Here is a 26,340-nt window from a genome sequence, read left to right as displayed (position 1 = left end):
AACCTAGCTATTTAGTGTCTGTACTTATACCGGCAAGCCAACTAATTTTTATGAATTATAAGCTATGAAAATATTAATAGTTCTCAGATTGGCAATTCCAGCAAACATCGAATGAGGCATCATTTTCTTCTGAGCATTCACGGCATTGCCATTCTGGATCATTAGCTTTACTTTGCAGGTTAACGACAATACTTTGTGCTATTTCAAATTCTGCGTCATGAATCAATTTCATTACAGACTCCATTACTTAAGGTTTAGTCCTTATCACGAGGGGCTCCTTCATCACATTTTTTACAGTTAAGTTCAAAGCCTAACATTGATTTTCGCCCCTCCAGTGTGACCACCCAAGGTCGACAAAACCAAGGTGGATTGTGACGAACATGCTGGAAATGATCGCAGACCAGCTCGGCAACCCAATCATCTTCTTCATCTTTGTGATAACCAACTATTGGCTGCTTCATTTTACTCTCCAAATCTGACACGACCAATACCACATTAACAACCTATAACGATGCGGACCTTACTTATAAAGTAAGCATACTAAAAAAAAGAATTAAAACCTATTTAAGGTTCACATTAATCCGTCCCTACTTTTACGCGGAATTACACGCTAGCTGCGTAGAGTGATTGAGTAGTAGCTACATTATCAGTACAATAACGCCCTACCTTCGAAAATGTTAAGTAATTACACATAACAGCGTATTAACGCTAGTTTTCATGGGTAAATACCGCGTAATCGTATCAATTCCCTAGGTTAGGAATACATAATGCTCGTTGAAACTTTATTGCCTTTTATGGCGATTATTGCTGTGGCTACCTACGTACAGAGTATCGCAGGTTTTGCCTTAGGCATGATCGTAATGGGGACTGTCACAACTTTTAACCTAGTGCCTATCGCTTTCACATCCGTTGTAATTAGTAGCGTCACGCTAATGAATAGTATATTCATACTTAAAGGCTGTTTCGGGCAATTAAATAAGCGAGTAGTCATGATTACCGTGGCAGGTATGTTACCAGGCATGTTTATAGGTTTAACATTACTAGAATACCTCAGCAGCTCTTTTAATGAGATATTACAAACGATACTGGGCGTTGCGATTATCGGTGCAGGGATCAGTATGATCTTAAAGTCGCCACATAAAGACCGTAAACACTCTAAAGAACCTACGTTTTTCTGTGCAGGTACTGCATCGGGTATCTTAAACGGCATGTTTAGTATGGGTGGTCCACCACTCGTCTATATTTTCTATCGCCAACCTTTTACGCTTAATCTCATTCGTTTATACCTGCTAAGTATATTTTTTGTTAGTTCAATCAGCCGTCTCATTATGGTTGGGATACGCGGTGAATTAACATCTGACATGCTACTCTTCTCCGCTGTATGTATTCCTATCGTGCTCGGCGTTAGTTGGCTTGCCAAACATTACCCACCGCCGATCAGTTTAGACACTATGCGTAAAATAGCTTTTTGTATGCTAATGGTTATCGGCTCTAGTTTATTGTTTAGATAACAAGATACGTTTTAGAGATAAAATTAATCAAGGCTGCTGTAAGCGGCTAGTCAAAACTAGCCGCCTTTTTATTTCAACATGATACTGGATTAATGATTTTCAAAAATCACAGGTATTTACTCTCTATTCTTGCCCAATCCTTAGCGCCAATCTTTTTAATCATGGCATCAACAAACTGCGGTGGTAGATTTACTTCCCACTCTGTTTTTAACTCCGAAAGATGATAAGTAAGCGAGTCACCTTTAAGATGAAGTTGTTTATCAAGTTCAGCCCAAAACGCAGGCCCCTTGGTGTAAAACAAGCCATAGTATTCGTAATTCTGTTCCTCTGTAACAAAGCGGCTTGCCTCATATAAATTAGTTCCTCCATGTGGAAACTTAACAGCCATACGCTGCCAGCTTTCTATTGGGTCTGGTAAACTATATACCGTTTTACTAAGAGACTTGATCGCATAGTACTCAGCAAGACTTTCATCAGCCCATACAGGCGCAGAGATGGAAGACAAAAAATGAATCGATTCATGTGCAGATATTTTTAATAAATGTTGATATGATTTTGATATTAGTCTGCCGTTCTCGGTCGCTACATTGGCAATATAGATTTGATTACCTGCAGCCCCACCAATACTCCCAGAGCTAACTTCTCGTTTAAGCCATACGAGCGACCATGGCTCCATTTTATCTACATTGAAAACAGATTTTATATAACTAATTTGGTTACTCAATATTGGCAACCACGTTGAATCTTGTTGTAGTAATTGTTTTTGATTTGTCATCACGTGAACAGGAACACCATCGACATTTAACTCCTTTCCTGCCATTCCCCAAACCATAAATAATGGAGGAGATGAGATTGATGGAAGTTTCTGACACTGGGGATTATCTGAATTGATACAAACTTGGACATTATTCATGCCTTTAATACGCGGTAAACTATTCCACTCAGTAAGCAAATGCCAACCATCTGCAGGCGAATAAATATTGTTCTGAAGTGAGGCATCGACCCCTTCAATAGCCTCTTTCTGGAAATTAAGCGTCCAGACCACGCTGTCGCAGCTAATTGATGAACCAAAATCAATACTACGATCTGGTAACCCGGCACGCTGACAAATCAGTTCAGGTTGTATGTTATTTCGCATTGTTCTGGATGCTAACATAGTAATATCAGGCAAAGTGCTGGTATCGATCTTCACCTTGGCTAATAGTGGGTTGCTACTATTCACATTGATACTATATATAACTGGTGAAGAAGCCGAAGCTATGGTCGAAGCACTATACAATACGGCAAATAATGCCATCGATAATAACCTTTTGTATTTCAAATCAATATCCTCAATTATGTACGAATATTGTATCGACCAACAAAACTAAGAATAATTCAGAATAATTCGAAATGAGTAAATTCACCAGTGATCAGTTTAAGAACATGACTCTGTTAGTGCTTCCTTTGCTTTTTCCATATCAATAGCATCGGAAACTTTTTCCTTATCAAGCGACTCATAGGCTTTTTTGTAATCAACGTTAGTACCGTCAACTGATGACTTCAATTTTTCTTTGTCGACCGAATCGGAGGCTTTTTCTTTGTCTACAGACTCTGTCAGTTTATTAAAATCGACTGCCAACGCAAGTACGGGCATGGCTAGAGAGATTGCGAATAATACAGATATGGTTTTCATTAGAGCGTAATGGTCAAGTCACGCCGTTACGCATATATGAAACGATTGCACAAAACCAAGCTAGAATAAAACTCCTAACTTGGTTTAAAGCATAAGTTGTGATTATCTAGATTAGATTAAATGTTATAAAAAACTCTAACTCTCTTCAGAGTCATCGCCCTCAACAATATTCCAATCACCACCTAGCGCCTTATACAAGCTAACTATCACTTGAACCGTCTGTAGCTTGGCACTGATTTTCTTATCCTTCATCGCATTTAGTCCCCTTTGAGCATCCAGTACAGCAATACTATCAATTAAGCCCACCTCATTGAGTGATTTGGCTTTCTTAACAGCAACTTCTGAAGCTTTTAATGCTTCATTAAGCTTTTCGTTATTTTCTTGGCTTTTACCATAAGTAAATAGTAGTGAATCCACCTCTTTAAAGGAACTCTCCACCGTATTATGGTAGCTTAATACTGCTGATTTAAAACGAGCTTCATTGAATGCCACAACTGCCTCGCCTCTTCCTGCATCAAAGATGTTCCATCGAATACCAACACTACCAATCCAACCAAATGAACCACTGCTAAACAACTCATCAAAGCTACCCGTAGATAAGCCTGGCGTACCCGTTAAGAAAAACTTTGGATATTGAGCCGCAATCGCAACTCCAACCTCTTCGTTAACCGCAGCCATCTCACGTTCAGCTAATTTAATATCAAAACGTCGCTCTAATAATTCCGATGGTATCCCTACTGGAATTATGCCTTTGATTTCTCCAAGTGGTACCGATTGTTCAAAACGTTTATCGATATCTTGTAGAGATTCCGACAAAATAATTGAGATGCGGTGCTTATGTACCTGCTCGGCAATTTCTAATTGAGGAAGCATCGACTCGGTAGCTGCTAACATTGCTCTTGCTTGTGCTAAGTCCAACTCTGAGCCAAAGCCAATCTCAACCACTTTTTCTACTAAGCCTAATAGCTTTTGTTGATCCTCAACCGTGGTTAACAGGACTTGCTTGCGCTCTTGTGTACCCCGTACTTGGAGGTAGTTATGAATCACCTCTGCCGTAATTAAGGCGTATAGGCCTTGCTTGTAGATCTCTGCTTGCTCTTCCTTGATCTTAGCTGCGTTCACCTGATGGTCAATACGGCCAAAAAGGTCTGCCTCCCACGCAATGGTCGCACCTATCGTTAAGCCATCTTGCTGAGCATCAGCTAGGGTAATGCTTTCACCAAAGGCAGGCTGTAAAGCACTAGGTATTCCGACTGGTGAAACGGCACCACCGATTAAGGGAGTATTTTCACTAATTTGGTAGTTGTAGTAGCTTGCGCCAACACTCACTGTCGGCAACTTAAATGACTCCACAATTTGGTGATAATTCTTTGCCATCTGAATGCGCTCTGATGCCATACGTAATGAAATATTTTGGTGCTGCGCATCCCAAACTAACTGATTGAGAATAGGGTCATCAAAACTTGCCCACCAATCTTTTCGATCATGAGCCTTAGTTGTTTCATCACTGTTCGCATTCATATAGGCCGCTTCCATCGTTGTTTGAGGAGCTTGGTATTTAGTTCCTAGCGTACAGCCAAACAATGTCATACTTAGCACAGCAACAGAGGTTAGTATGGAACAGTTTTTCATCACATTTTTCATTTAGACTCTCCTGCAAGCGCGGTTTTATACTCAGAAGAGTCTCTCTTCGTTGTCTGAACATCCTCTGACTCTTTGGTAAATAAACAATAAGCGGCTGGCATCACGATCAATGAGAGAACTGTCGCAAGCAGTAAGCCGCCAATGATAGTTGCTGCCATTGGGGAAAATAAGGTGTCACCAAGCAACGGAATCATACCTAAAATAGTGGTCAATGCCCCCATCGAAATAGCCATGGTACGGTTAAGGGTGGCATTAATCACAGCCTCGTTTAACGCCTTTCCTTGCTTGCGCTCCAGCTCAATTTGATCCATTAATACAATACCATTTTTGATAATCATGCCACTTAGAGCAATCGCACCTATCAGCGCTGTAAAACCATAAGGCTTATCAAATAGAACCAAACCCAATGCGGAACCCGTTGCCGCTAGTGGAATCGTTGCTATGATAATCAGCGGCTGCTTAAAACCATTAAACATTGCCACTAAAATAATCGCCATAACCAACCCCGCTTTAGGCAACTGTTTGTAAATATCAGTCACGGTTTTATCTTCATCATAAAACTCCCCCCCCCACTCAAATGAGTAACCAAGCGGAAGTTCAATGCTTTCCATCTGAGCTGCTATTTCTTTTCTAATATCAGAAGCGGCCAGTCCTACAGTAATCCCAGCTTGAGCAGTAATGGTTCGAACACGATTTCTACGCCAGATTTTTGTCTCTTCAAAGCCAGTGTTATAACCATCAACCACTTGACCAAGAGGAGTCGATTGAAGACTAAGCGTGGATCTAACAGGTAAGTTGTTTAAGTTCGACAAATTACGACTGGTATCTCGGATCATTATTGGGATAGCTTCATCTCCTAGATACATTTGGCTCAGCGGTACACCTGTTGAGGCTCGAGAGATTGTAAATGCAATATCGGATCGTGTAACACCAGCTTCACGAGCACGCTCTTGGTTCACGACTGGGGTTATCACCTTGCTCTTCTGTCGCCAATCATCACGCACATATGTCGTATTTTCATTCTGTCTAAATATGGCTTTAGCTTGATCTGCTAGTTTATGCAGCACTGCAGGTTCAGGTCCAGAAAAACGAGCCTCAAGACTATATTTCTCTGAGGTCGCCATCTTCAAGCTTTTAAATCTAGGCTCAGCATTAGGAAAAGCTTGCGCTGCCCATTCATCCCCTTTCACAACAAGGCTATCGATAGCGTCAAAACTTTTCATGTTAATAACAACTTGACCATAAGAAAAATCGAGCGGTTCAGGCTCTACTGTCATAGAAAAACGAGGCGCACTTTCGCCAATGAAGCTGGCAATACTCTCCACTTCATCTTGCTCTAGCAGCCAGTGCTCAACCTTTTTCATGTCCTCGGATGTTTGAGACAGCCTAGAGCCATTTGGTAGCCAATAATCGAAAAATACTAATGGACGATCAGACAATGGCATAAAGTTCGTCTTCACATTAGGAACGATGATGATCGCAGCCAAAATGACTGGAACAATACCAACCAGCACCTTCTTAGGGTTCGAAACAGCTAGAGTCACAAAGCGGTTATAGCGACTCTGTTCTGCTTGCTGAATCTTATTATCTTTCGATATTAGGTACCAACAAAGCAGCGGCGTAATCACTACAGCCACAAGCCAAGAAAGCAGAAGCGAAGCCGCCATAACTTGAAACAGTGATAGTGCAAACTCAGCTACATCCGTTTTAGAAAAGATGACTGGACTTGATCCCGTAATTGCAATGATGGTGGCACCAAGTAGCGGTAGTGCGGTCTCTTTCACTGAGCTTATTGCCGCCTCGGTACGCTCAATACCTTTGTTAAGTTTCGACTTAAACATATCAGTGATCACGATAGCATTATCAACCAGCATACCGAGAGCAATGATAAATGTACCTAGAGAAACACGCTGTAAACTGATGTCATTCATCCACATAAAAATTAAAGTCAGTAAGATGGTAAACACCAAGCTAAAAGTCACAATCGATGCGCTTCTAAAGCCCATAAAGATCCATAGAACAACAGCAACTATCAGCGCACTCTCTAATATGTTGATTAAAAATTTGTTGATTGCTATTTCAACCTCTTCAGGCTGAAAGGTTACCGTACTAACCTCAACACCAAGGGGCAGTTCATTTTGGTAATTTGCAATGACACTTTTGATGGTATCCCCAAGTAAGACCACATTAAAACCAGAAATAGGGCTTACCGCGACTGCAACAGACTGCTCACCATCGTATCGATTCATCGTAAATGCTGGATCACGGTAACCCATGGTGACCTCTGCAACATCCCCCAAGCGTAGTGTACTAGTCGCAAGTTCATTGATACCACCTCTGATCATGAGGTTCTTCACATCATTTAATGATTTAAACTCACTGCTTTGATTAACACGGATATGCTCTTGATCTGCCATAAAGCTACCAGCATAAAAAGTACTGCTCTGAGTTCTAAGCTGATCCCATACCTGAACGGCAGTCAAGCCATATTGCGCTAACCTTTCTGGTGGAAAGTCGATATAAACAGATCGGGATTGAACACCATGCAGTTCCACTTTCTTAATACCATTAACAGCTTGTAAGCGACGCTGCAGCTCTTTGCTATACTCTCTTAATTCATAAGGCTCAGCTTCGCTGCTATGGATGCTAAACAGCATACCGTAGACTTCAGAAAATTCATCTTTAACCAATTTTATTTGAGCTGATGGTGGAAGCTCTAAGCTAAGGTCATTCACTTTGCGTCTAAGTAAATCCCATTCCTGTGGCAGATCGGCAGAGTTTGTCGACTCTTTTAAGTCCACAAAAACCATCGACATACCAGGTTGGGACAGGGAGCGAACTCGATTGAGAGTCTCCATCTGTTGTAAGCGAGCCTCAACAACATCGGTAACTTGCTCTTCGACCTCTAAGGCTGAAGCACCTGGATACATAGCTATTACCAATGCTGTTTTTACTGTAAAGCTAGGATCTTCAAACTTACCGAGCTTAAAGTAAGAGGCTACACCGCCAATAATGCACACCACCATAAAGAACAGAATGAAGGTGCGTTGTTTAATTGCAAATTCAGCAAAGTTCATAACTATGTCCCCTCTCGGTTACGTAGAGATATTTCACCTACCTGTAAACCATCATTAAGATAATGCGCACCAGAAACAACAACCTTATCACCTGCTTGGAGTGACCCCCTTACACAAACGTCACCACCTTCGAGGCGTGTGATTAAAACTTGTTTTTTGCTCACATAGTTATTTTCACTTTGCTCTTTAGCAACAAATACGCTGCTACTCCCCTCTTGGCTAATTACAGAAGAATAAGGAATGCAGAACTCTTCAGCAGAGGCTACAAAGTTGGTTTTAACCATCACGTGCTTACCAGGGAACAGAGCCTTATTGATTTGTTCTTCAATCGTGTAGTTCACACTATAAGTCTGCCTAATGAGGTCAGGCTCAGTCTCAATATCCGAAACACGAGCCGCTATAGATTGCGCTGAACCATACCAACTTATCTCGCCAGTAAGTTCGGGTTTAAATCGGTGAATCAGGCTTTCGGGAACATCAATGCGAACTTCAAGCTTATTTGGTTGATGCAATGTTAGTACAGAAATGCCAGCTTGTACCTGCTCAAAAGCTTCATATTTTGTTTTAGAAACAGTCCCATCAAAAGGCGCTCTCAGCCTTGTATAACCAATAGAATCATCGACTTTATTAAGGTTTTGCCTTACTACCTCAACGGCAGCTAGACTACGCTCATAACCACTCTTGGCACGATCTAGCGTGATCGAGGAAATAGCATCATAATTCACCGCTTTTTGTATTCTTTTTAGCTCTAACGTTGCTAAGATATTGGCAGATTCGGCTTCTTTAAGACGAGCTTCTAACTCCTTTTTTGATACAAGGAAATCATGGGTATCAAGCTCAGCAAGCACCTGCCCTTTGCTGACTACATCCCCAGGTTTTACTAATACGGAATCAATATACCCTGGTACACGAAAAGCAATGTCCGCAGAATTCTGTGAATAAACCTTCCCGCTAAATTTTTCTGAATGACTGCGGTGAGGAAACGCTAATTCGAAAACTTGGATAGGTCTTAGTGTTTTCTGTTCAGTAGCGACTTCTTCGCTCTGACAGCCAGTTAGAATAATGGCTGTAGCAGTAGCTAATAAGGAAAGAGTAGAGATTCTGTATTGCATTAAAAGTGCTCCGATATCGAAAAGAACACTTTACCGTATAAGAATAGATACAATAAGTACCACAAAACAGGATTTTACGTCCTAATTTTCAGGACGAAAATGGGAGTTTGTGCACTTCTTCAGACAGATGATCAATCAAAAGACGAGTAGCATGAGATATGGCTCTCGTTTCGGGGTAGAGCAACCACCCTTTATCTACTGCTGAGTAATACTCTGGCAAAATATTAATTAAACGTCCCTCTTGCAGCTCTTTACTTAACAAAATTTGTGGAAGAAAGGCAATGCCTTGCCCATGTAGTACCGCTTGCTTCAACACTCCAAGACTATTGCTGCTGAGGTTGCCCGATACATCAACCTGCTCACCAGAAAGTAACCAACTAGTATCAACCATACCATTAGACCAGCGGTAGTGGATACATTGGTGCTGCTTTAACTGTTCAATGTTTCTTGGCGTATCATGCCTATTAATATAATCCGGGGAGGCAACCAGAATTCGTTTAACATCAACAACCTGCTTTGCCACTAGATTGGAGTCAATAATACTTCCAGCGTGAAAGGCAATGTCTAAGTCTTGCTGATAAATATCAATAAATCCGTTATTGATCGTTCTGATATCAATCTCAACATCTGGATATTTATTGCTGAAAGCAAAGATAAGCGGTGTCAGCAGTTCGTCGGTTTCCGATAATATACCTATTTTGACTAAACCTTTAGGATGTTCAGCGATGGTTTGTGTTAGGTGATTAGCTTTTTCTAATGCCTCCAAAACAACAAGAATTTGCTCGTAATAGGCTTTACCATAATTGGTTAGAGATAAACTTCGAGTTGTTCGATAAAACAAAGGAAAACCAAGTTGTTCTTCTAGTTTCAATATCCTTCTTGAGACATTACTTCTAGGGAGATCTAAAGCGCAAGCAGCCTTTGTAAAACTGCCTTGTTTTACAATCATGTCTACAAGTTTTAAGTCCTCGATCTTCATCTAATACTTATCCTATTCAATATAATTGTCGATATGATAATTGAATAAAAAGTCAAAGACAAAATAAGTAAGATATTCGTCTGGCCTCAGCTGCCAGCAATACGTTTGAAAAATGGCAGCCTCCCCGTATAGCCTCTCAACCTGAAATCCTAAAATAAGATGAGTAATATATACTCTACTTAACCGTAATTGTTATTTTAGTCGACATTAACGGTTTATCATGGGGTACATGAGCATAATTCCCAAGTAATAGCTGCAAAGTATGCTTACCTGGTTTTAGTGTTAGCTGGGTTTCCGTTTGACCTCCTCCAAAATGCCGAACTTTATCTGTTGCTTGTAGCGGTTTAGTCAAATCCGGCAGTACTTTAGTATCAATAAGCAAGTGATGATGCGCCGTTTTAACTCGATCTATTCCCGCTGGCGCAATGCCCATTCCACGTAAACCAAACCTAACCGTAAATGTCTGTGAAACTATGTCTCCGTCTGCCGGACTAATAATGTATACATCGACACCTGGCGGCGCTAAATTACCCGACTCCTGTTTCAATGCAAACGCATTAAAACCGACAAGGAGTAATGTAATAAACAATAACTTTTGTAACATACTTAACGCCTCATTAATGAATGTTTTCACCACATTCCATTAATTGTAGACTACATCTAAAATTACAAATAATAACCTCAAACTGCAGATAATAAAAAACCGCGAGTAAGTTACTATTCCAAGTAACCTAACCAGCGGTTTTTATTCTAAGCGTTTATTAGCTTATTTAAGTATTTATAACCCAAATATTACTTCGCGTTTTGCTCAGCTTTTTTCTTTGCTTTTTCTACGCGACGTTCATCAATGATATGTTTAATTTCACCACCGATGTGTGACTCACCACGTTTTTCTGTGCAGGTACTGCATCGGGTATTTTAAACGGCATATTTAGTATGGGTGGTCCACCACTCGTCTATATATTCTATCGCCAACCTTTTTCGCTGTATGCATTCCTATCGTGCTCGGCGTTAGTTGGCTTGCTAAACATTATCCACCACCGATCAGTTTAAGAACATTACTCTGTTAGTGCTTCCTTTGCTTTTTCCATATCAATAGCATCGGAAATTTTTTCCTTATCAAGCGACTCATAAGCTTTTTTGTAATCGACGTTAGTACCGTCAACTGATGACTTTAATTTTTCTTTGTCGACCGAATCGGAGACTTTTTCTTTGTCTACAGACTCTGTCAGTTTATTAAAATCGACTGCCAATGCGAGTGCGGGCATGGTTAGAGATATTGCGAATAATACAGATATAGTTTTCATTAGACCTATTCCTTGAGGATTCTATGGGTGACACAGTAAATATAGATTAGTGTTTCAAATGCTACAGAAATAACTTGAAGCACGACTACCTAAGTTTAAGCTAGTCGTTTTATCCTTGCTATCCCAGCCTTACTTGTCAAGCTAAAACCACTGATTTATAAATTAAAACTTCATCATAATGCTCGATATATTCGTTCCTCAGAATAAAAAGTAAATAAAGTAGAATAATTACTCATATTAATAATCGTTAAATTAAATATAAAATATATATTGACAATTAAAACCCAACATTTCGGTTTGTTTTATTTATTAAATATGCGTTAAAACATTTAAAAGAAATAAAACCAATACAAAAGACTTAAATTCAACTTCGCTCAAAAAACAACCAAATAAAACTACGTAATTAAATTTTCATTTATGCTAGCTTGTGCATGAAAATACATAAATAATTTTTCTATTATAAATTAGTAAGTTAAAAGTTTATTTAACTATGTAATTAATATTGGAAATAATATAGCCAGACGGATCTAAATATAGATTCGCCTAAGTATCTTAAAATATCGAGTATAAAATATATAACATGAAGAATTTTTTTAATTTATTTTTTGTATTAATGACTTCTTTCCACGCACAAGCTAATCCTCTTTCAACTAATTTGCGAGAGTACATATTGAGTAGTGACTTAGGTCAATATCATGCAACCCTTTCTGCAGAAGATTCTGATAAGTTAATTCAGACACAACTGCAAGTGGCGACTGAGTGTCTTACGGATGAGGGCCAATGTGAACATGCATTATATTCACTACGGACGACAGCCGAAATAAAAGCAAACCAATTGGGATCTCCGTTATACCAACAAATGTTCTTATTTTTGCAAGATTCATATACTCAGTTAGCGCAAGGTAATGGCGTTTTTACTCCGTTAAGAATACCGGTTGCGTTTGCTCAACAACGTATTGAGTTAATGCGCCAAACAATTATAAAAGCAACATTAACCCGTAATGGTCAAGCAACGCCATTAAACTATCCAGGCTCGTACCCCCTTCTATTGCAGCTATATCAAGCCAACAATCCCAGCATTCTGTATGTCAGCGAATTTGATGAATCATTAGATTTAGCTAACCCCATCACTCAATCCTATAAAACACTATTAATTGCGTTGTTAAAGCATCATACCGAAAAAGGGGTTGGACGCACGGCACTACTAAGCCTAATGGGAGACATATTTAAAGATATTGTAAATAAACAAACTGGGCGTCAGTTATGCGAACAGTGCACCACAACTTTTATTGTTGAGTACTACAGCAGTAGCACGGAGCAAAAGTGGTATGAAGAAGTTGATGCACTAGAGTATATAGCCTATCAAGTACCAGAAATTATGGAACTGGAACATCATAGAATTGCTTTACCGCACTATTACACTCGTAATGTTGCTCAGTTCATTCTCTATTTTAAAGTGTTCTTTCATGAAAACGAATCAATCTTTATGGTTGATCTTAATAACTTTAGTTCGTTAGATAAAGCCGAACAAGATCTTATTCTTAATGATGTCGCGCATCAGTTTAAACACACATCAATGTCTCCAAATTTTCTGCGAATATTACATACAACTTTTAGGTGGTTAACCGCAACGGGACAAATCGAGTCTATGCTATCCTCTGGGGCAGTTTTGAATGGACTTGCATCTAATCAATTTAATGCTGGTTCTCACAATAAAATCTTCGCGGTGAACATTGCAGCAAATGTAATATTAACTAAAATACCCAATATAATCTTAGGCGAAACACAACGATATGGTTGTGCTTCTGATGAATGGGCGCCACCTCAGCCATTCTATATGCTGCTAGAAGATAAATGTGTTTATAGTCCGTCTTTTCAAACAGGTAAATTCTCAATAACTGCTTCGACGACCTATGGAGAACAAGATCAATATGATTATGAAATATCTATTTATCATAAGCCAACTAACCAAACTCTGATGAGTAGAAAAGTCAGTAATCGGGAAGAAATCACATTGAAATATTCGACACTTGCTCCATTTAATTTAAACCAAATGGTCATGTATATTTCCAGTACCAATCCAGCTACACGCGGTGACATAGCTTCTATCCAGCTGTCTCCACAAATATTTGAAAAACAATATGGGGGGGTTATTAAAAACAATCGTTTTTATTTTGTGCAGGAATTACCAGAGCGTAAATTTTATCGACCTCGAGGGGATGAACTAGGTTGTTCAATAACCCAATTCAATGAGTCACAACAACAGGCGTGTTTAAGTGAAAAATTTGACCTCTATAACGCGCTCCCTGATTATTTTTATCAAAACATGACGCCTATCGGTTACATTGCGCCGTTACCAGCGATTTCTATAGAACAAGTTTTACAGCAGAGAGAAGCTGAAAGACTCGCGCTAGAGCAACAAGCCATAGAGGACGCAATGTCAGGTCAAGGATGGGGACCAGGTTCATGCCTAAGTTGTTAAACGCGAGTAGTACCAATACAAGTCTCCTCTAACGCAGACTTAAAACGGCTTACAACACTATATTCGTATCTCTTAAACAATGAGGCAACTCGGTAGCTATTAGCTACTGAGTTGGACTAAGAGATTACAACCCACATATATTTTATTATCGGGTTTTCCATACATACGCGAATAAAATTCGGCACTATGCTATGTGTTAATACTCCTGTGGACTAAAATATATAGGACTCAAATTTTCTTGTAAAATATCTTCAATTTCATTGCTTGGCACGGGCTTATAGAACAGGTAGCCTTGTCCATACTCACAACCTTCTAGATAAAGATCCTCATAATTTTCAATAAGTTCGATACCTTCAGCTACCACCTTCATACCCAGCCCATGTGCCAAATTGATAATAGTTCGAATAAAGCTCATATCTTTAGGAAGATTACTTAATTCTTGGATAAAGACTTTATCAATTTTTAGTTTCTGAAATGGCATATTTTTGAGGTGACTAAGAGAAGAATAACCAGTACCAAAGTCATCCAGTGCTAACTCAACTCCCAGATGACGTAACTTATGTAGTATTCCAGGTGAGCTTTCAATATCTTGCATTGTGGTGTCTTCAGTTATTTCGATTACCAACTGGTCTGCAGGCAAGCCAGTGGCGGATAACGTACGACTGACTATAGCCACAAGATCATATCGCGTATACATCGCAGGAGATATATTCACAGAAACTTGAATCCATGGTAGACACGCCTTTCTCCAGAGCATATTTTGTGAACATGCTTTTAGTAATACCCACTCATTTAATTTCTCTGCTAAGCCAGCCTTTTCCGCGATAGAAACGACCTCGGGCGGTGAAATGTAACCATATTGCTCATGATGCCATCTCAATAAAGCTTCAACCAAAACAATTTTTTTCGTCTTGAGGCAAACTATAGGTTGGTAGACTAACTGAAGCTGATCATGGAGTAGTGCGACCTGTAAACTTTCTGCTAATACCCTATAACGTAAAACACTATCATTCATTTGTTGCTCAAACAATCGATAACACACATCAGCATCTTTTTTGGAAAAGTACATGGCCGTATCAGCGTTATTCAATAGCTTATCAGGATGCTCTGCATCATCAGGAAAAACACTGATACCTATGCTAACATTCGGATATACTCGGTAACCGTGGATATTTATCTCACAATTAATCTGTTCGTGAATATGCTGCGCCAACCGAACGCATTCATCAGAACTTGTAATATGTTTTTGAATAATACCGAACTCATCCCCCCCCAAACGCGCGACAACATCTGACGAGCAAACACTCTGTGCTAAACGCGAGGAGATCTCCTGAAGCAGCGCATCTCCAACAGCATGCCCTAGTCGATCATTTACCTCCTTGAATCCATTCATATCGATCATGTGAACAGCCGCACGTGAATTATTACGCTGAGCATGAGTAATAGTTTTTTTCAGGTCTCGCTGAAAGAAGTGGCGGTTTGCAAGGCCGGTCAAGCTGTCATGTAATGCTTGCTTACGATTAACAGCACTCTCACGAATTAGCAGCAATACTAGAATGCAGCCGCTAAGCAATAGACCGAGCAAAAAAATGTTGGCGTCATTCTGAAGACTATGAACATATTTTAGACCGGCCCAAGCTCTATCCCCGGAGAAACTATTTACGTTAAATTCTCTCACTCGTGTTTGTAAAGGCTTAAGCTCTTGCACTATCCTTATCGCATTTTGATTACCCATTTTGAGGTTCAGTACCTCTGATTCTATTTCAACTAAGCGCTGTTTGATATTTCTCAGCAGCTCAATTGCACCGGGCTGACTGCGAAAATCGCGGGTTTCCTCTCCTACCGATAACACTCCGACCCTGCTCCAGAGCAGTTCGAAACGTAAATGTAAGTCTTCAGCACTCATATCATTTAAGGCTGTTCTCCTTAATGCTTGCATGAATTTGAGCATTTCTAGTTCCAACTCAGAAGCTGTCCAGCCGACAGTTTTCATCGAATGAGTTAGAATGTCAGTAACCTGGGTATAACGTTGAGTGCTGATGACAGAACTAACAGCAAACATAAGTACAACAAAAATAAGGACAAAAAGTTTAATCCTCTTCATCAATACACTTCCAAGCTGCTAAGCTGCCAAATCATCTCTTCATAGCGTTTGGTAATATCGAGCTCAGAATAATCAGATAGAGGATAGATAATCCAGATTGGTCCCTTATCACGCACACGCATAAGAGCCCCATCAGTTCTTATTGCTAGAATTATTGGGTAGTCCTTGAGTGCTTCCAGATCAATTTCAGCATGGTAATCGTTCAAAGCTTTCCCGACTAGCTTATGGCCCGAAGCCCCCACTTGTTCTAGAAGATCATTTAGTAACACACCTTCATAAACATGTAACCCTTCTGTCCAAGGTGTATAAGTAGTGATCTTGGTTTGTGGAAGTTTTTCCAGCATCTGACGATCAAACAGAGCCTCACGATTAGCATTTGTATTTCTGATATTCCCACTAATAGTAAGAATAACGGCGCCTTCTGGATTAGGTAAATCAGTGGCCATGCTTATCACCGGAAATCCTAGTAGTCCAATTAACAAAAATACCGTCACAATTTTTATCTGCATGCTGCTGATTCCTGGCTACTTCAATTTCAAATAAAAGTTAGAAAAATTATACCAATGATATAGCGAAATACACTTTTATGGACTAAATGATAGAGTTAACATCCATTTATCGTTGATATTAAGAGTGTTCCGCTAGTGTATGAAAAACAGGTAACATCTTTTCATACAAGAAAAAGTAAGGCAAATCTAAAACACTAAACTGTGAATAAGGGCAAGTTTGAATTAGCCGTAGAGCGCTCGGCTCCAAGCCAGCGCGACTTGACGCAAAAACAGTGTAATTCATTCGTTATAATATTTTTTATCGGCCTGTAAATGTACCATAAATGCGTACATACACATTCCACAAATACCTCCCACAATCACCCCAATGGCAGAACGAACTGCGTACTCAATAATAACCGTCGAGCCATGCACAATATTTGCCAATAAGACAAAAAAAGCAATACTTATAGAATACATAAGCACACCTGCGAGTAACCGACCCTGATATTTTTCTTGGCGATTCTGACTGACCGAAAACACGTACCACACAAACAAAGCCGCTAGCCCAAATATACCCCCGCCGTATTGGTTCAACTTGTACATGGGCAACGAAAATATTTTTCTGTTCCAGAACTCACTGTTCACAACTAACGAACCGTCAAAATGACTCGTCGCATCCCACAGCACATGACTGTATGCACCGAGCAATACCCCAAACACGACTAAAAGATACGAAGACTTTCCGAATGACCAATCCCTTCGCGGCAACCGAAACAGCTCTAGAGTTGGCCCCTCGATCCACCGATACCAAACAAGTAACATTAAAAGTGACGGAAGAAGACAATAAATAAGCACCCCGAGCTCTGAATGCCCAGGCGCTTCTGTTGGATTAAGAGCGAAAAGATATGGGAAGTCTGGTGACATGCTTCCAACAACCATTGCAGCAAGCGGAACCTTTCCCCGCGCAATGACTGATACAGGTAGTGCGACTACTGCGTGTGATAATGTGTATGGCATCGTTTTATCCACCTAACAGGTTGTTATACGGAATGACGTATAACGTGAGTTCCAGTTTAATTTCATTATCATAAACAGTACCAAATACACGATTAATTACAAATAATAACCTCAAACTGCAGATAATAAAAAACCGCGAGTAAATTACCATTCCAAGTAACCTAACCAGCGGTTTTTATTCTAAGCGTTTATTAGCTTATTTAAGTATTTATAACCCAAATATTACTTCGCGTTTTGCTCAGCTTTTTTCTTTGCTTTTTCTACGCGACGTTCATCAATGATGTGTTTAATTTCACCACCAATGTGTGACTCACCACGTTTTTCAGCGAGTTCCATTTGACGTTCACGCTCAGCAAAACGGCTACGCTGTTCATCTGTCACTTGATCATGACAACGGTGACAGCTAAGGCCTTTCACGTAATGCTCACTTTGCAGTTCATCTTGTGTTAACGGGTAACGACAAGCGAAGCATTGGTCACATTCACCTTGTTCTAAGTCGTGGTTTACAGAAACACGGCCATCGAATACAAAGCACTCACCTTCCCACATCGTTTCTTCTTTTGGCACTTCTTCAAGATACTTAAGAATACCGCCATCTAAGTGGTAAACTTCGTCAAAACCTTGCTCTTTTAAATAAGCTGTCGATTTTTCACAACGGATACCACCTGTACAATACATCGCTACTTTCTTGTGTTTTTCTTTGTCCAAGTTGTTTTTCACATACTCAGGGAATTCACGGAAAGTCGCAGTATTCGGGTTTACAGCGTTTTGGAATGTACCGATCTCAATTTCATAGTCGTTACGTGTATCAATCAAAATCACTTCAGGATCAGAAATAAGTGCATTCCAATCTTTCGGTTTTACATATGTACCAACAACTTGGTTAGGATCAATACCTTCAACACCCATGGTTACGATTTCTTTTTTCAGCTTAACCTTAGTACGTAAGAACGGATTCTCATCGTTATAAGATTCTTTGAAAGAGATTTCGCCCAGACTTGGGTCTTGAGATAAAAAGCTTAATACAGCATCAATACCTGCTTGTGGCCCAGCAATTGTACCGTTAATACCCTCGGCCGCTAATAACAGCGTACCGCGAACATCTTGGCTTTCCATTTTTGCTAATAAAGGCGCGCGTAACGCTTCGAAATTCTCTAAACGTACGAATTTATATAATGCACAAACTGTAATTTGAGCGGTATTTTTTGTAGTAATTGGTGCTGACATTTGGTTATTCCCCATTGAGCTAACTAGAACGTAAATCCAGAGCTGTAGATTAAGGCGGCGATGTTAACAGAAATACCCTATATCGACCAGAAAAATTGATATAGATCAATAAATATCACCTAGCATCCCTCCTAGAAACACTTAACCTTATACCTTAGAGGTATTTTATTGTTAAATTAATCCATAGCTGGCACGGTTATTGATTAATTTATTATAAGATTCGCTCATTCAAGGATGCTATTATGATAACAAACCCACAACTAACCGCATTTATTGAGCGTAATAAGCTAAAAACCGCTTATTTAACCGATGCTGCAAAATGGTACACAGGGCTCATATCGGCAATCAGAGCGCACCAGTATAGTGCAATAAACAGTGCGGTAACAGATATTGACCGCATAAATAACAAACAAGCACCTGTTCTAATTGGTATTAATGGCTGCCAAGGCTCGGGTAAATCAACACTCGCCGATTATCTCTCGACCTATTTAACCAGCGCCTATAAAATGAATGTTGCGGTTCTCTCTCTCGATGATTTTTATTATAGCCACCAGCAACGTAAAAATCTGTCTGAGCATGAGCACCACCTATTACAAACCCGTGGCGTGCCAGGAACACATAATTTATCGCTCGCACACAGCACATTAGATAAGTTGCGATCCGCTAACAATAAATCAACACCAGTTGCCCTACCTCGGTTTAATAAAACCACCGATAACCCGTACCCTGAATCAGAGTGGCCAGTGATTCACGGCGCTGTCGATGTCATTATTCTAGAAGGTTGGTGCTTAGGCGTACAAGCACAAACAGATGAGGCACTATTAGAACCCGTCAACAATCTTGAAGCAACGAAAGACAAATACGGTGTTTGGCGTCGCTATGTGAACAACCAAATCAAACATCACTACGCTGCGCTTTATGAACGACTTGATATGTTAGTCATGCTTAAAGCACCAAGTTTTAATACCGTTTACCAATGGCGGCTAGAGCAAGAATTAAAATTAAAGCAGCAGGCGCTTACAGTCAAGTCCCCACTCAATCGTGTCATGAATGAATCTGAGATAAAGCTGTTTACCGCCTATTTCCAGCGACTTACTGAACATGGGTTAACGACATTACCGGCATTATGCAATTGGGTTTTTGAAATGGACAGTAGCCGCAACATAGTGCATTCATACAGTCCTCAGTCAATGCAGCTTGATCATTACCCTGCCATTTTTACAGATCTTGATGGAACCTTGCTCGATCATGACAACTACAGCTTCACACCCGCATTAAGTACCCTTGCCAAATTAAAGCGCGCGGCAATACCCGTTATTCCAAATACCAGTAAAACCTATGCCGAATTACTCGAACTAAGAAAACAGTTAGATTTAAATGGGCCTTTTATTGTTGAAAATGGCGCTGCTATTTACATCCCAGTTAACTACTTTAGCCACCAACCTATCGGTACAATACAACAAGATGGTTACTGGGTTAAATCCCTTGTTCATTCACGCGAACATTGGTTATCACTATTACAAACAGTACCAGCACAGCTGACAGAGCTGTTCACAAATATGGATACAATGACAATTAACGACATTGTTGATGCGACAGGGTTAGATGAGGCAAGCGCAGCGCTTGCAAGTCAAAGACAATATGGCGAACCCGTACTCTGGAAAGGTAACGCAGCTCAGAAACAAGTGTTCATCCAACACTTAAAGAAACAAGGCGCGACGATTTTAGAAGGCGGACGTTTCCTGCATGTTTGTGGCGATTGTAACAAAGGCAAAGCAATGAATTGGTTAATGAATCAATTTAAATTATTTAACCCACAGCAAACGACTTACTCTATTGCAGTCGGTGATGGGAACAATGATATTGCCATGTTAGAAGCTGCGCAATATGCCGCAATCATTTTATCTCCAGTGCATATCCCACCAAAATTAAAACGTAAACAGTGCTTAATCACGAGTAAGAATACAGGACCAACAGGCTGGGCTGAGGTGTTAGCAAAATTATTACCGAAGGTATTACCTGAGCGGCCACCCAAACTATTACCGAAGGTATTACCTGAGTTTGAACTAACAACAGTTTGAATTTTGAAACATCAATTCAATACTTCGATTCAAATATTTAAGGAAGGTTTATCATGGCTGATTTTTATCAAAATGGTGTAATTACAACACTGCATAACCTAAACCAGCGTCCATTAGAAGCAATGGAAGCAGAACTCACTGAATTTTCAAAACTGCGTCCTATGTCGTTAATTCTCCCATCACTATTCTCAGAGTTGGAAGGGAAAGCACTGCCTAATATTATTAATCATTTACAAGATGTGCCGTATTTAAACGAAATTGTGATCGGTTTAGACCGCGCGAATGAAGAACAATATAAACACGCATTAAAATTCTTCGGCGCATTACCACAGCATCACCGTATTTTATGGAATGATGGTCCTCGCCTGCAAGCACTTGATGCTGAACTCGCAGCACTTGGCTTAGCGCCCAAAGAATTAGGCAAAGGCCGTAACGTCTGGTACTGCATGGGTTACACACTTGCATCGGGAAAATCAGAATCAGTGGCGTTACATGATTGCGATATTCTAACCTACGACAGATCACTGCTAGCACGCTTGATTTATCCCGTTGCTAACCCGCAATTTAACTATGAATTCTGTAAAGGTTTTTACGCTCGTGTTGCAGACGGTAAAATTAACGGGCGTGTCTCTCGATTACTCATTACGCCATTATTACGCTCGCTTAAACGCGTTGTCGGCCATAACGATTACCTTGAATACATGGATAGTTTCCGTTATCCGCTCGCTGGTGAGTTTTCATTCCGTAAAGACGTACTTAACGATATTCGCATCCCAAGTGACTGGGGATTAGAGATCGGGGTATTGTCCGAAATGCACCGTAATTATTCTCATAATCGATTATGCCAAGCTGATATTGCTGATGTATACGATCACAAACATCAAGATCTATCATTGGATAATAAAGATGGTGGTTTGTCAAAAATGTCGATTGATATTACCAAGGCATTCTTCCGTAAGTTAGCGACCCAAGGTCATACCTTCACCAATGAAAATTTCCGCACTATCAAAGCAACTTATTACCGTATCGCCTTAGATTTTGTTGAAACTTATTATAACGACGCGGTGATGAATGGCTTAACTCTCGATATTCACTCAGAAGAAGAAGCGGTTGAAATGTTTGCGCAGAACATCATGACCGCAGGGCAAAACTTCCTCGAAAATCCAATGGAAAAACCATTTATGCCTAGCTGGAACCGCGTAATATCGGCAATGCCTGACGTATTAGAACGCCTCAAGGAAGCCGTTGAATTAGATAGAGCAGAGTTCATCTCTTAACTATAGGTTGTATCAAAATTAGAACATGGATGGTGACAATGTTAAATCCAAACGGCGACTTACAGCTACAACTACAACAGCGAGTAGAACAACAGATCAGTACAATTTATGCGGATATTAATTTATCCGTATCAATCGAAGTGCTGGCTGCAGAATTGATCAGCACAATGCGGCTAACCGACCAGTTTCATACGCCAACACCACAAATCAATCATTGGTCTGAAAAAGATACCATCTTAATAACTTACGGTGACAGTATCCTCAATCAGGATGAAAACCCCCTGCAGACATTGCATCATTTTCTACAAAGTTACTGCCCAGATACCATTAACAGTGTACATATTCTGCCATTTTTTCCGTATAGCAGTGACGATGGTTTCTCGGTTATTGACTATGCCAGTGTAAACGATGCACTAGGTGATTGGGATGATATAAAACAGATAGCACAAAGCCATCACCTTATGTCTGACTTAGTCATCAATCACTGCTCTAGCCGCAGTAAATGGTTTGACAATTTCATCCGTGGCGAAGGTACTGGCTATGATTATTTTTATACAGACTCAACCTATTCGCTTTCAAACCCGACACTCTCGACTAATGGCGATAGCAGTACCGACCGTCACGATATAGAAGCCGTCGTGAGGCCACGTACATCGCCCTTATTCAAAAGCATACAAACCGCCTCTGGCGAACAGCAAGTATGGTGTACTTTTAGCCATGACCAAGTTGATCTGGATTTTACCAACCCCAAGGTGCTCATCAATTTCGTGTCCATTATCCGTCAATACTTAGATAATGGCGTGAAGATATTCCGCCTCGATGCGATCGCCTTCTTGTGGAAGAAAGCAGGCACCCCTTGCATTAACTTGCCAGAAACTCACGAAATTGTGCGTTTACTCCGAACCTTAATCGAATATGCACGTCCAGACGCGGTGATAATTACTGAAACCAATATACCCAACAAAGAAAACCTCACCTATTTTGGTAATGGCAACGAAGCACATTGTATTTACAATTTCGCCCTACCACCCTTATTGGTTAATACCTTGATCACCGGTAATTGCCAATACTTAAAACAATGGATGATGAGCATGCCACCAGCACAAAATGGCACTGCTTATTTTAACTTTATCGCATCGCACGATGGTATCGGCTTACGACCAACAGAAGGTTTATTGTCAGATCAAGAGATAAATCAGTTAGTCACTACGATGCAAGAATTTGGTGGAAAAATATCTTGGCGAACAGTGACAACAGATACTAAAAATACCGCGAATTCGAAGTCCGAAGAAGTGCGTAAGCCTTATGAGTTAAATATCACCTTATACGATGCATTAAAAGGAACAACAGCAGGTAAAGACGAATGGGGGCATACGCGTTTCATCTGTGCTCATACGATCATGTTCGCACTGGAAGGTATCCCGGGGATCTACATTCACAGTTTACTAGGCACGAGTAATGATTATAAAAAGCTCGAACACACCAGTAATAATCGTTCTATCAACCGACATCGCTGGGCACTTGATTCACTCACGGAACAGCTTGATGATCCCGAAAGCCAACATGCTCGTTCATTACATGATATTAATCACCTGATCACATTAAGAACTGCGCAACCCGCATTTCACCCAAATGCCACTCAATTCACCTTACAGTTAGGCGATCAAATTTTTGGCTTTTGGCGACAAAGCATAGACCGTAGCCAAAGCATATTTTGCATCAGTAATATTTCGAATACGCAACTTACATTACCGCTAGCCAATGTGAACTTAATCAGCAGCGATTTTTGGTATGATTTAATTACCGGTGAGACTATCGATAATATTTGCCAAATATTAACACTCGAGCCCTACCAGACATTATGGTTGAGTAACCGATAAAATGAACATAATTTAACGCTTGGGTTACCTTACAGTAACCCTATTATTGATAACATTTATGTAAATAACTAAGGAATAATAAGGATTTTATAAGTCACTAGCACCTAATCGAAAGCATAATAATAACAAAACAGTTAACCTCACAACTTTTAACGTCAAATTAACCACTCTTACAAATACATTCATTTACACCTTCGAATGTAACCTTCGATTGAAACCAAACTATTTTTTAAGTATTTACACTAGTTAAAAAACATTTCGATTGATGATTTTTCAAACAAATAAAAACTTTATTTGAACATTTTAACTTTCGAATAGTGATAATTGTATCTATGTCACATTTCGTTTATATAATCTCCCCTATTATCCCGTCACTATTTTAGTTGCAAGAAGGTTAACAATGAAAAGATTGATTGCTCATCGTGGAATGTCATCGCTGGCACCAGAAAATACATTAGCCGCATTTTCTTTATGTAAAAAGAATAATATTCAATGGTTCGAATGTGACGTTGATATTTTAAAAGACGGTACGATTATTGTTTCACATGACGATACTTTAGATCGTTGTACTGACAAGAGTGGTCAATTATGCAAAATCAGTCATGACGATATCGCGAATATCGATGCTGGCAGCTGGTTTGCAGATGAATTCATTGGTGAAAAACTACCGACGCTCCAAGAGTTAATTTCATTAGCAAATGAGCTTGAGCTCAACATGAATATCGAAATTAAATCATGCGCAGCAAGTGCAGAGCTTAGCTATACCCTGATTGATAATTTAATTATTGGTTTGAAAGAGCTAAACCCTGAGCGCGAATTAATCGTATCAAGCTTCAACCACCTTGCGCTAACCGAATTTAAACGTCGAAGCCCAGAAACCCAAGTTGCTTGTTTATTCGAAAGCCACACCTTGTGGGACGATTGGAACTCAATTTTAGATTGGTGTAACGCAGATTACATCCATCCAGAAGACAAAGGCTTAACGCAAGAAATGGTTCACAAATTTAAAGCCGCTGGTTTTAAAGTAAACGTGTGGACTGTAAACGATCTTGCGCGCGCTAATCAATTATTCAACTGGGGTGTCGACGGTATTTGTACCGATGTCGCCCATAAATTCCCATCAAAATACAAAGTGTTAGGTAATAAATAATGAGTTTATTAGGAAAAATTGGCTTCGATTCAAAAACCCGTTTTTACGGTTTCTTGTCTGTCGTGCTATCAGGACAAATCATTTACTCTGCTTTCGAAGCATTTAAAGGTACGTTTTATAACTTACTACTTGAAGTTTTAAACATCGATAATACACAGATGGGTGTGTTGTTTACCTTAATCGGTTCTGCAATGTTCTTCTACATTCCTGCTGGTTGGGTAAATAACCGTTTCTCTGTACGCTCGATTTTGATGACCAGTATGTTCATACGATTCTTGAGTATGATGGCTATCATCATCTTTCAACCTGAATTTACCTTCTTAATCATCATTGCCGGACTTTGGGGTCTGATTGACGCGATCTTCTGGCCTGCGGTTGTGAATGGCGTTAACTTAATGTCAGGCGATGACAACAAAGGTATGGCTTTTGGTTTATTAGAGTCAATCCGTCGTGCAACAGAAATGAGCATGAACGCAATTATCGTTGGTATCATGGCGCTAGTGAGTGGTTCAATCTTGATTTTCCAAGGTGCTATCGTATTTTATACCTTACTTATCCTGCCAATGATCTTCTGTGTATGGAAATTTGTACCAGACAATCAATTAGAAGTTAAAGCAGGCGAAAGTAAAAACAAAGCAGCATTACAAGGTTTATTCTATGTATTAAAAATGCCGACAGTATGGCTAGCTGCACTAACATCTCTAACAGTTTACTGGACTTACATTACGCTTATCTACACAGTGCCATACTTACAAGCTGTGTTTGGTTTAACAACTGCAGAAGCGGCTATCTTCGGTATCATTAATACGGGTGCTATGGGTGTTGTTGCGGGTCTTGTTGCTGGCTCGATTGCTGACTTTGTGTTCAAATCATCGATTAAAATGATGTTGTGTGCACTGGCTCTTACCGTTATCTGTTTAGGTATTACAATTTTACTACCAAAATCAGCTGAAATGTTAGTAATGAACATGGTTCTACTAATGTGCTTCTCGTTTAGTATCTTCCTAGCAAAAGGCATTATCTTAGCGCCGATTGCTGAAGCAGGTGTTCCAAAAGAATTCAGTGGTGCTGCGATGAGTGTTGGTTCATTCGCTGCATACGCATCAGTATTCTGGGCTTACGCACTAAACGGTTGGATCATCGATACTTATCCTGCAATTGAAGCGTATCAAATGATCTTTGGTATTGGTCTAAGCGTATCAGCATTTGGTATGTTCACCGCGATTTGTTTACTGCTATTAAAACGTAAACAAGCAGGTAATATCTCAGCTGATGATGCAACACCAGCATAATCAAGGTGATTAAGACTCCTAATTAAGGTCGTCT

21 protein-coding genes are annotated in these 26,340 nt (G+C 39.9%); 7 read left to right on the top strand and 14 right to left on the bottom strand.

What is annotated here, in order from left to right; genetic code table 11:
* Window positions 1-73: 73 nt before the first annotated feature.
* Both HWV01_RS08985 and HWV01_RS08980 read right to left on the bottom strand, forming a co-directional pair.
* Window positions 74-232: a hypothetical protein gene (locus HWV01_RS08985; protein ID WP_211675054.1), complete on the bottom strand. Its 159-nt coding sequence runs from the start codon at window positions 230-232 to the stop codon at window positions 74-76.
* Window positions 233-254: 22 nt separating this feature from the next.
* Window positions 255-461: a DUF3565 domain-containing protein gene (locus HWV01_RS08980; protein ID WP_211675053.1), complete on the bottom strand. Its 207-nt coding sequence runs from the start codon at window positions 459-461 to the stop codon at window positions 255-257.
* A 306-nt stretch (window positions 462-767) separates the two neighbouring features.
* Here HWV01_RS08980 and HWV01_RS08975 point away from each other — a divergent pair, with 306 nt between their 5' ends.
* Window positions 768-1,511 (top strand): sulfite exporter TauE/SafE family protein, encoded by a 744-nt coding sequence (locus HWV01_RS08975; RefSeq protein WP_211675052.1) that lies wholly within the window; start codon window positions 768-770, stop codon window positions 1,509-1,511.
* A gap of 106 nt (window positions 1,512-1,617) precedes the next feature.
* Here HWV01_RS08975 and HWV01_RS08970 read toward each other — a convergent pair whose 3' ends face one another.
* The 8 genes from HWV01_RS08970 to HWV01_RS08935 form a co-directional block, all read right to left on the bottom strand.
* Window positions 1,618-2,808, bottom strand: coding sequence for a hypothetical protein (locus tag HWV01_RS08970; RefSeq protein WP_211675051.1), 1,191 nt, complete (start codon window positions 2,806-2,808; stop codon window positions 1,618-1,620).
* A 120-nt stretch (window positions 2,809-2,928) separates the two neighbouring features.
* Window positions 2,929-3,186 carry a hypothetical protein gene (locus tag HWV01_RS08965; RefSeq protein WP_211675050.1) on the bottom strand — a complete coding sequence of 86 codons (258 nt, stop codon included), beginning with the start codon at window positions 3,184-3,186 and terminating at the stop codon, window positions 2,929-2,931.
* A gap of 135 nt (window positions 3,187-3,321) precedes the next feature.
* Complete coding sequence (locus tag HWV01_RS08960; RefSeq protein ID WP_249185493.1) at window positions 3,322-4,830, bottom strand: efflux transporter outer membrane subunit; 1,509 nt, start codon at window positions 4,828-4,830, stop codon at window positions 3,322-3,324.
* Window positions 4,827-7,907: an efflux RND transporter permease subunit gene (locus tag HWV01_RS08955; RefSeq protein WP_211675049.1), complete on the bottom strand. Its 3,081-nt coding sequence runs from the start codon at window positions 7,905-7,907 to the stop codon at window positions 4,827-4,829. The genes HWV01_RS08960 and HWV01_RS08955 overlap by 4 nt, the downstream gene beginning before the upstream one ends.
* A gap of 2 nt (window positions 7,908-7,909) precedes the next feature.
* The gene (locus HWV01_RS08950; RefSeq protein WP_211675048.1) at window positions 7,910-9,019 is read right to left on the bottom strand and encodes an efflux RND transporter periplasmic adaptor subunit; all 1,110 of its coding nucleotides are present in this window, start codon (window positions 9,017-9,019) and stop codon (window positions 7,910-7,912) included.
* An 88-nt stretch (window positions 9,020-9,107) separates the two neighbouring features.
* Window positions 9,108-9,998 (bottom strand): LysR family transcriptional regulator, encoded by an 891-nt coding sequence (locus tag HWV01_RS08945; RefSeq protein ID WP_211675047.1) that lies wholly within the window; start codon window positions 9,996-9,998, stop codon window positions 9,108-9,110.
* A 175-nt stretch (window positions 9,999-10,173) separates the two neighbouring features.
* Window positions 10,174-10,602 (bottom strand): DUF4399 domain-containing protein, encoded by a 429-nt coding sequence (locus HWV01_RS08940; protein WP_211675046.1) that lies wholly within the window; start codon window positions 10,600-10,602, stop codon window positions 10,174-10,176.
* Window positions 10,603-11,056: 454 nt separating this feature from the next.
* A complete protein-coding gene (locus HWV01_RS08935) occupies window positions 11,057-11,305 on the bottom strand; it encodes a hypothetical protein (RefSeq protein WP_211675045.1) in 249 nt (82 codons plus the stop codon).
* A gap of 580 nt (window positions 11,306-11,885) precedes the next feature.
* Here HWV01_RS08935 and HWV01_RS08930 point away from each other — a divergent pair.
* Window positions 11,886-13,787: a hypothetical protein gene (locus tag HWV01_RS08930; RefSeq protein WP_211675044.1), complete on the top strand. Its 1,902-nt coding sequence runs from the start codon at window positions 11,886-11,888 to the stop codon at window positions 13,785-13,787.
* A 196-nt stretch (window positions 13,788-13,983) separates the two neighbouring features.
* Here HWV01_RS08930 and HWV01_RS08925 read toward each other — a convergent pair whose 3' ends face one another.
* From HWV01_RS08925 to HWV01_RS08910, 4 genes are all read right to left on the bottom strand, one after another.
* Window positions 13,984-15,891, bottom strand: coding sequence for a bifunctional diguanylate cyclase/phosphodiesterase (locus HWV01_RS08925; protein ID WP_211675043.1), 1,908 nt, complete (start codon window positions 15,889-15,891; stop codon window positions 13,984-13,986).
* Window positions 15,891-16,400, bottom strand: a complete 510-nt coding sequence (locus tag HWV01_RS08920) for a hypothetical protein (protein ID WP_249185492.1) — start codon at window positions 16,398-16,400, stop codon at window positions 15,891-15,893. Before HWV01_RS08920 ends, HWV01_RS08925 begins: the two co-directional genes overlap by 1 nt.
* Before the next feature lie 279 nt (window positions 16,401-16,679).
* Window positions 16,680-17,399, bottom strand: coding sequence for a DUF4184 family protein (locus HWV01_RS08915; protein WP_211675042.1), 720 nt, complete (start codon window positions 17,397-17,399; stop codon window positions 16,680-16,682).
* Between the two features lie 222 nt (window positions 17,400-17,621).
* Window positions 17,622-18,626, bottom strand: a complete 1,005-nt coding sequence (locus HWV01_RS08910; protein WP_211675041.1) for a rhodanese-related sulfurtransferase — start codon at window positions 18,624-18,626, stop codon at window positions 17,622-17,624.
* A gap of 242 nt (window positions 18,627-18,868) precedes the next feature.
* Between HWV01_RS08910 and HWV01_RS08905 the strand changes: the two genes are divergently transcribed.
* From HWV01_RS08905 to HWV01_RS08885, 5 genes are all read left to right on the top strand, one after another.
* Window positions 18,869-20,707: an HAD-IIB family hydrolase gene (locus HWV01_RS08905; protein WP_211675040.1), complete on the top strand. Its 1,839-nt coding sequence runs from the start codon at window positions 18,869-18,871 to the stop codon at window positions 20,705-20,707.
* Between the two features lie 53 nt (window positions 20,708-20,760).
* Window positions 20,761-21,984, top strand: coding sequence for a glycosyl transferase (locus HWV01_RS08900; RefSeq protein WP_211675039.1), 1,224 nt, complete (start codon window positions 20,761-20,763; stop codon window positions 21,982-21,984).
* Between the two features lie 38 nt (window positions 21,985-22,022).
* Window positions 22,023-23,864 (top strand): sugar phosphorylase, encoded by a 1,842-nt coding sequence (locus HWV01_RS08895; protein WP_249185491.1) that lies wholly within the window; start codon window positions 22,023-22,025, stop codon window positions 23,862-23,864.
* 400 nt (window positions 23,865-24,264) lie between these two features.
* Window positions 24,265-25,014 (top strand): glycerophosphoryl diester phosphodiesterase, encoded by a 750-nt coding sequence (locus HWV01_RS08890; RefSeq protein ID WP_211675037.1) that lies wholly within the window; start codon window positions 24,265-24,267, stop codon window positions 25,012-25,014.
* Entirely contained in the window at window positions 25,014-26,306 is a 1,293-nt protein-coding gene (locus HWV01_RS08885; RefSeq protein ID WP_211675036.1) for an MFS transporter, read from the top strand. The genes HWV01_RS08890 and HWV01_RS08885 overlap by 1 nt, the downstream gene beginning before the upstream one ends.
* The last annotated feature ends 34 nt before the right edge of the window (window positions 26,307-26,340 follow it).

Origin of the sequence: Moritella sp. 5 (genome assembly GCF_018219455.1) — a bacterium.
Classification (GTDB): domain Bacteria; phylum Pseudomonadota; class Gammaproteobacteria; order Enterobacterales; family Moritellaceae; genus Moritella.
The sequence above is the reverse complement of the archived record's forward strand: the minus strand, read 5'-3'. Positions and strand labels throughout refer to the sequence as shown.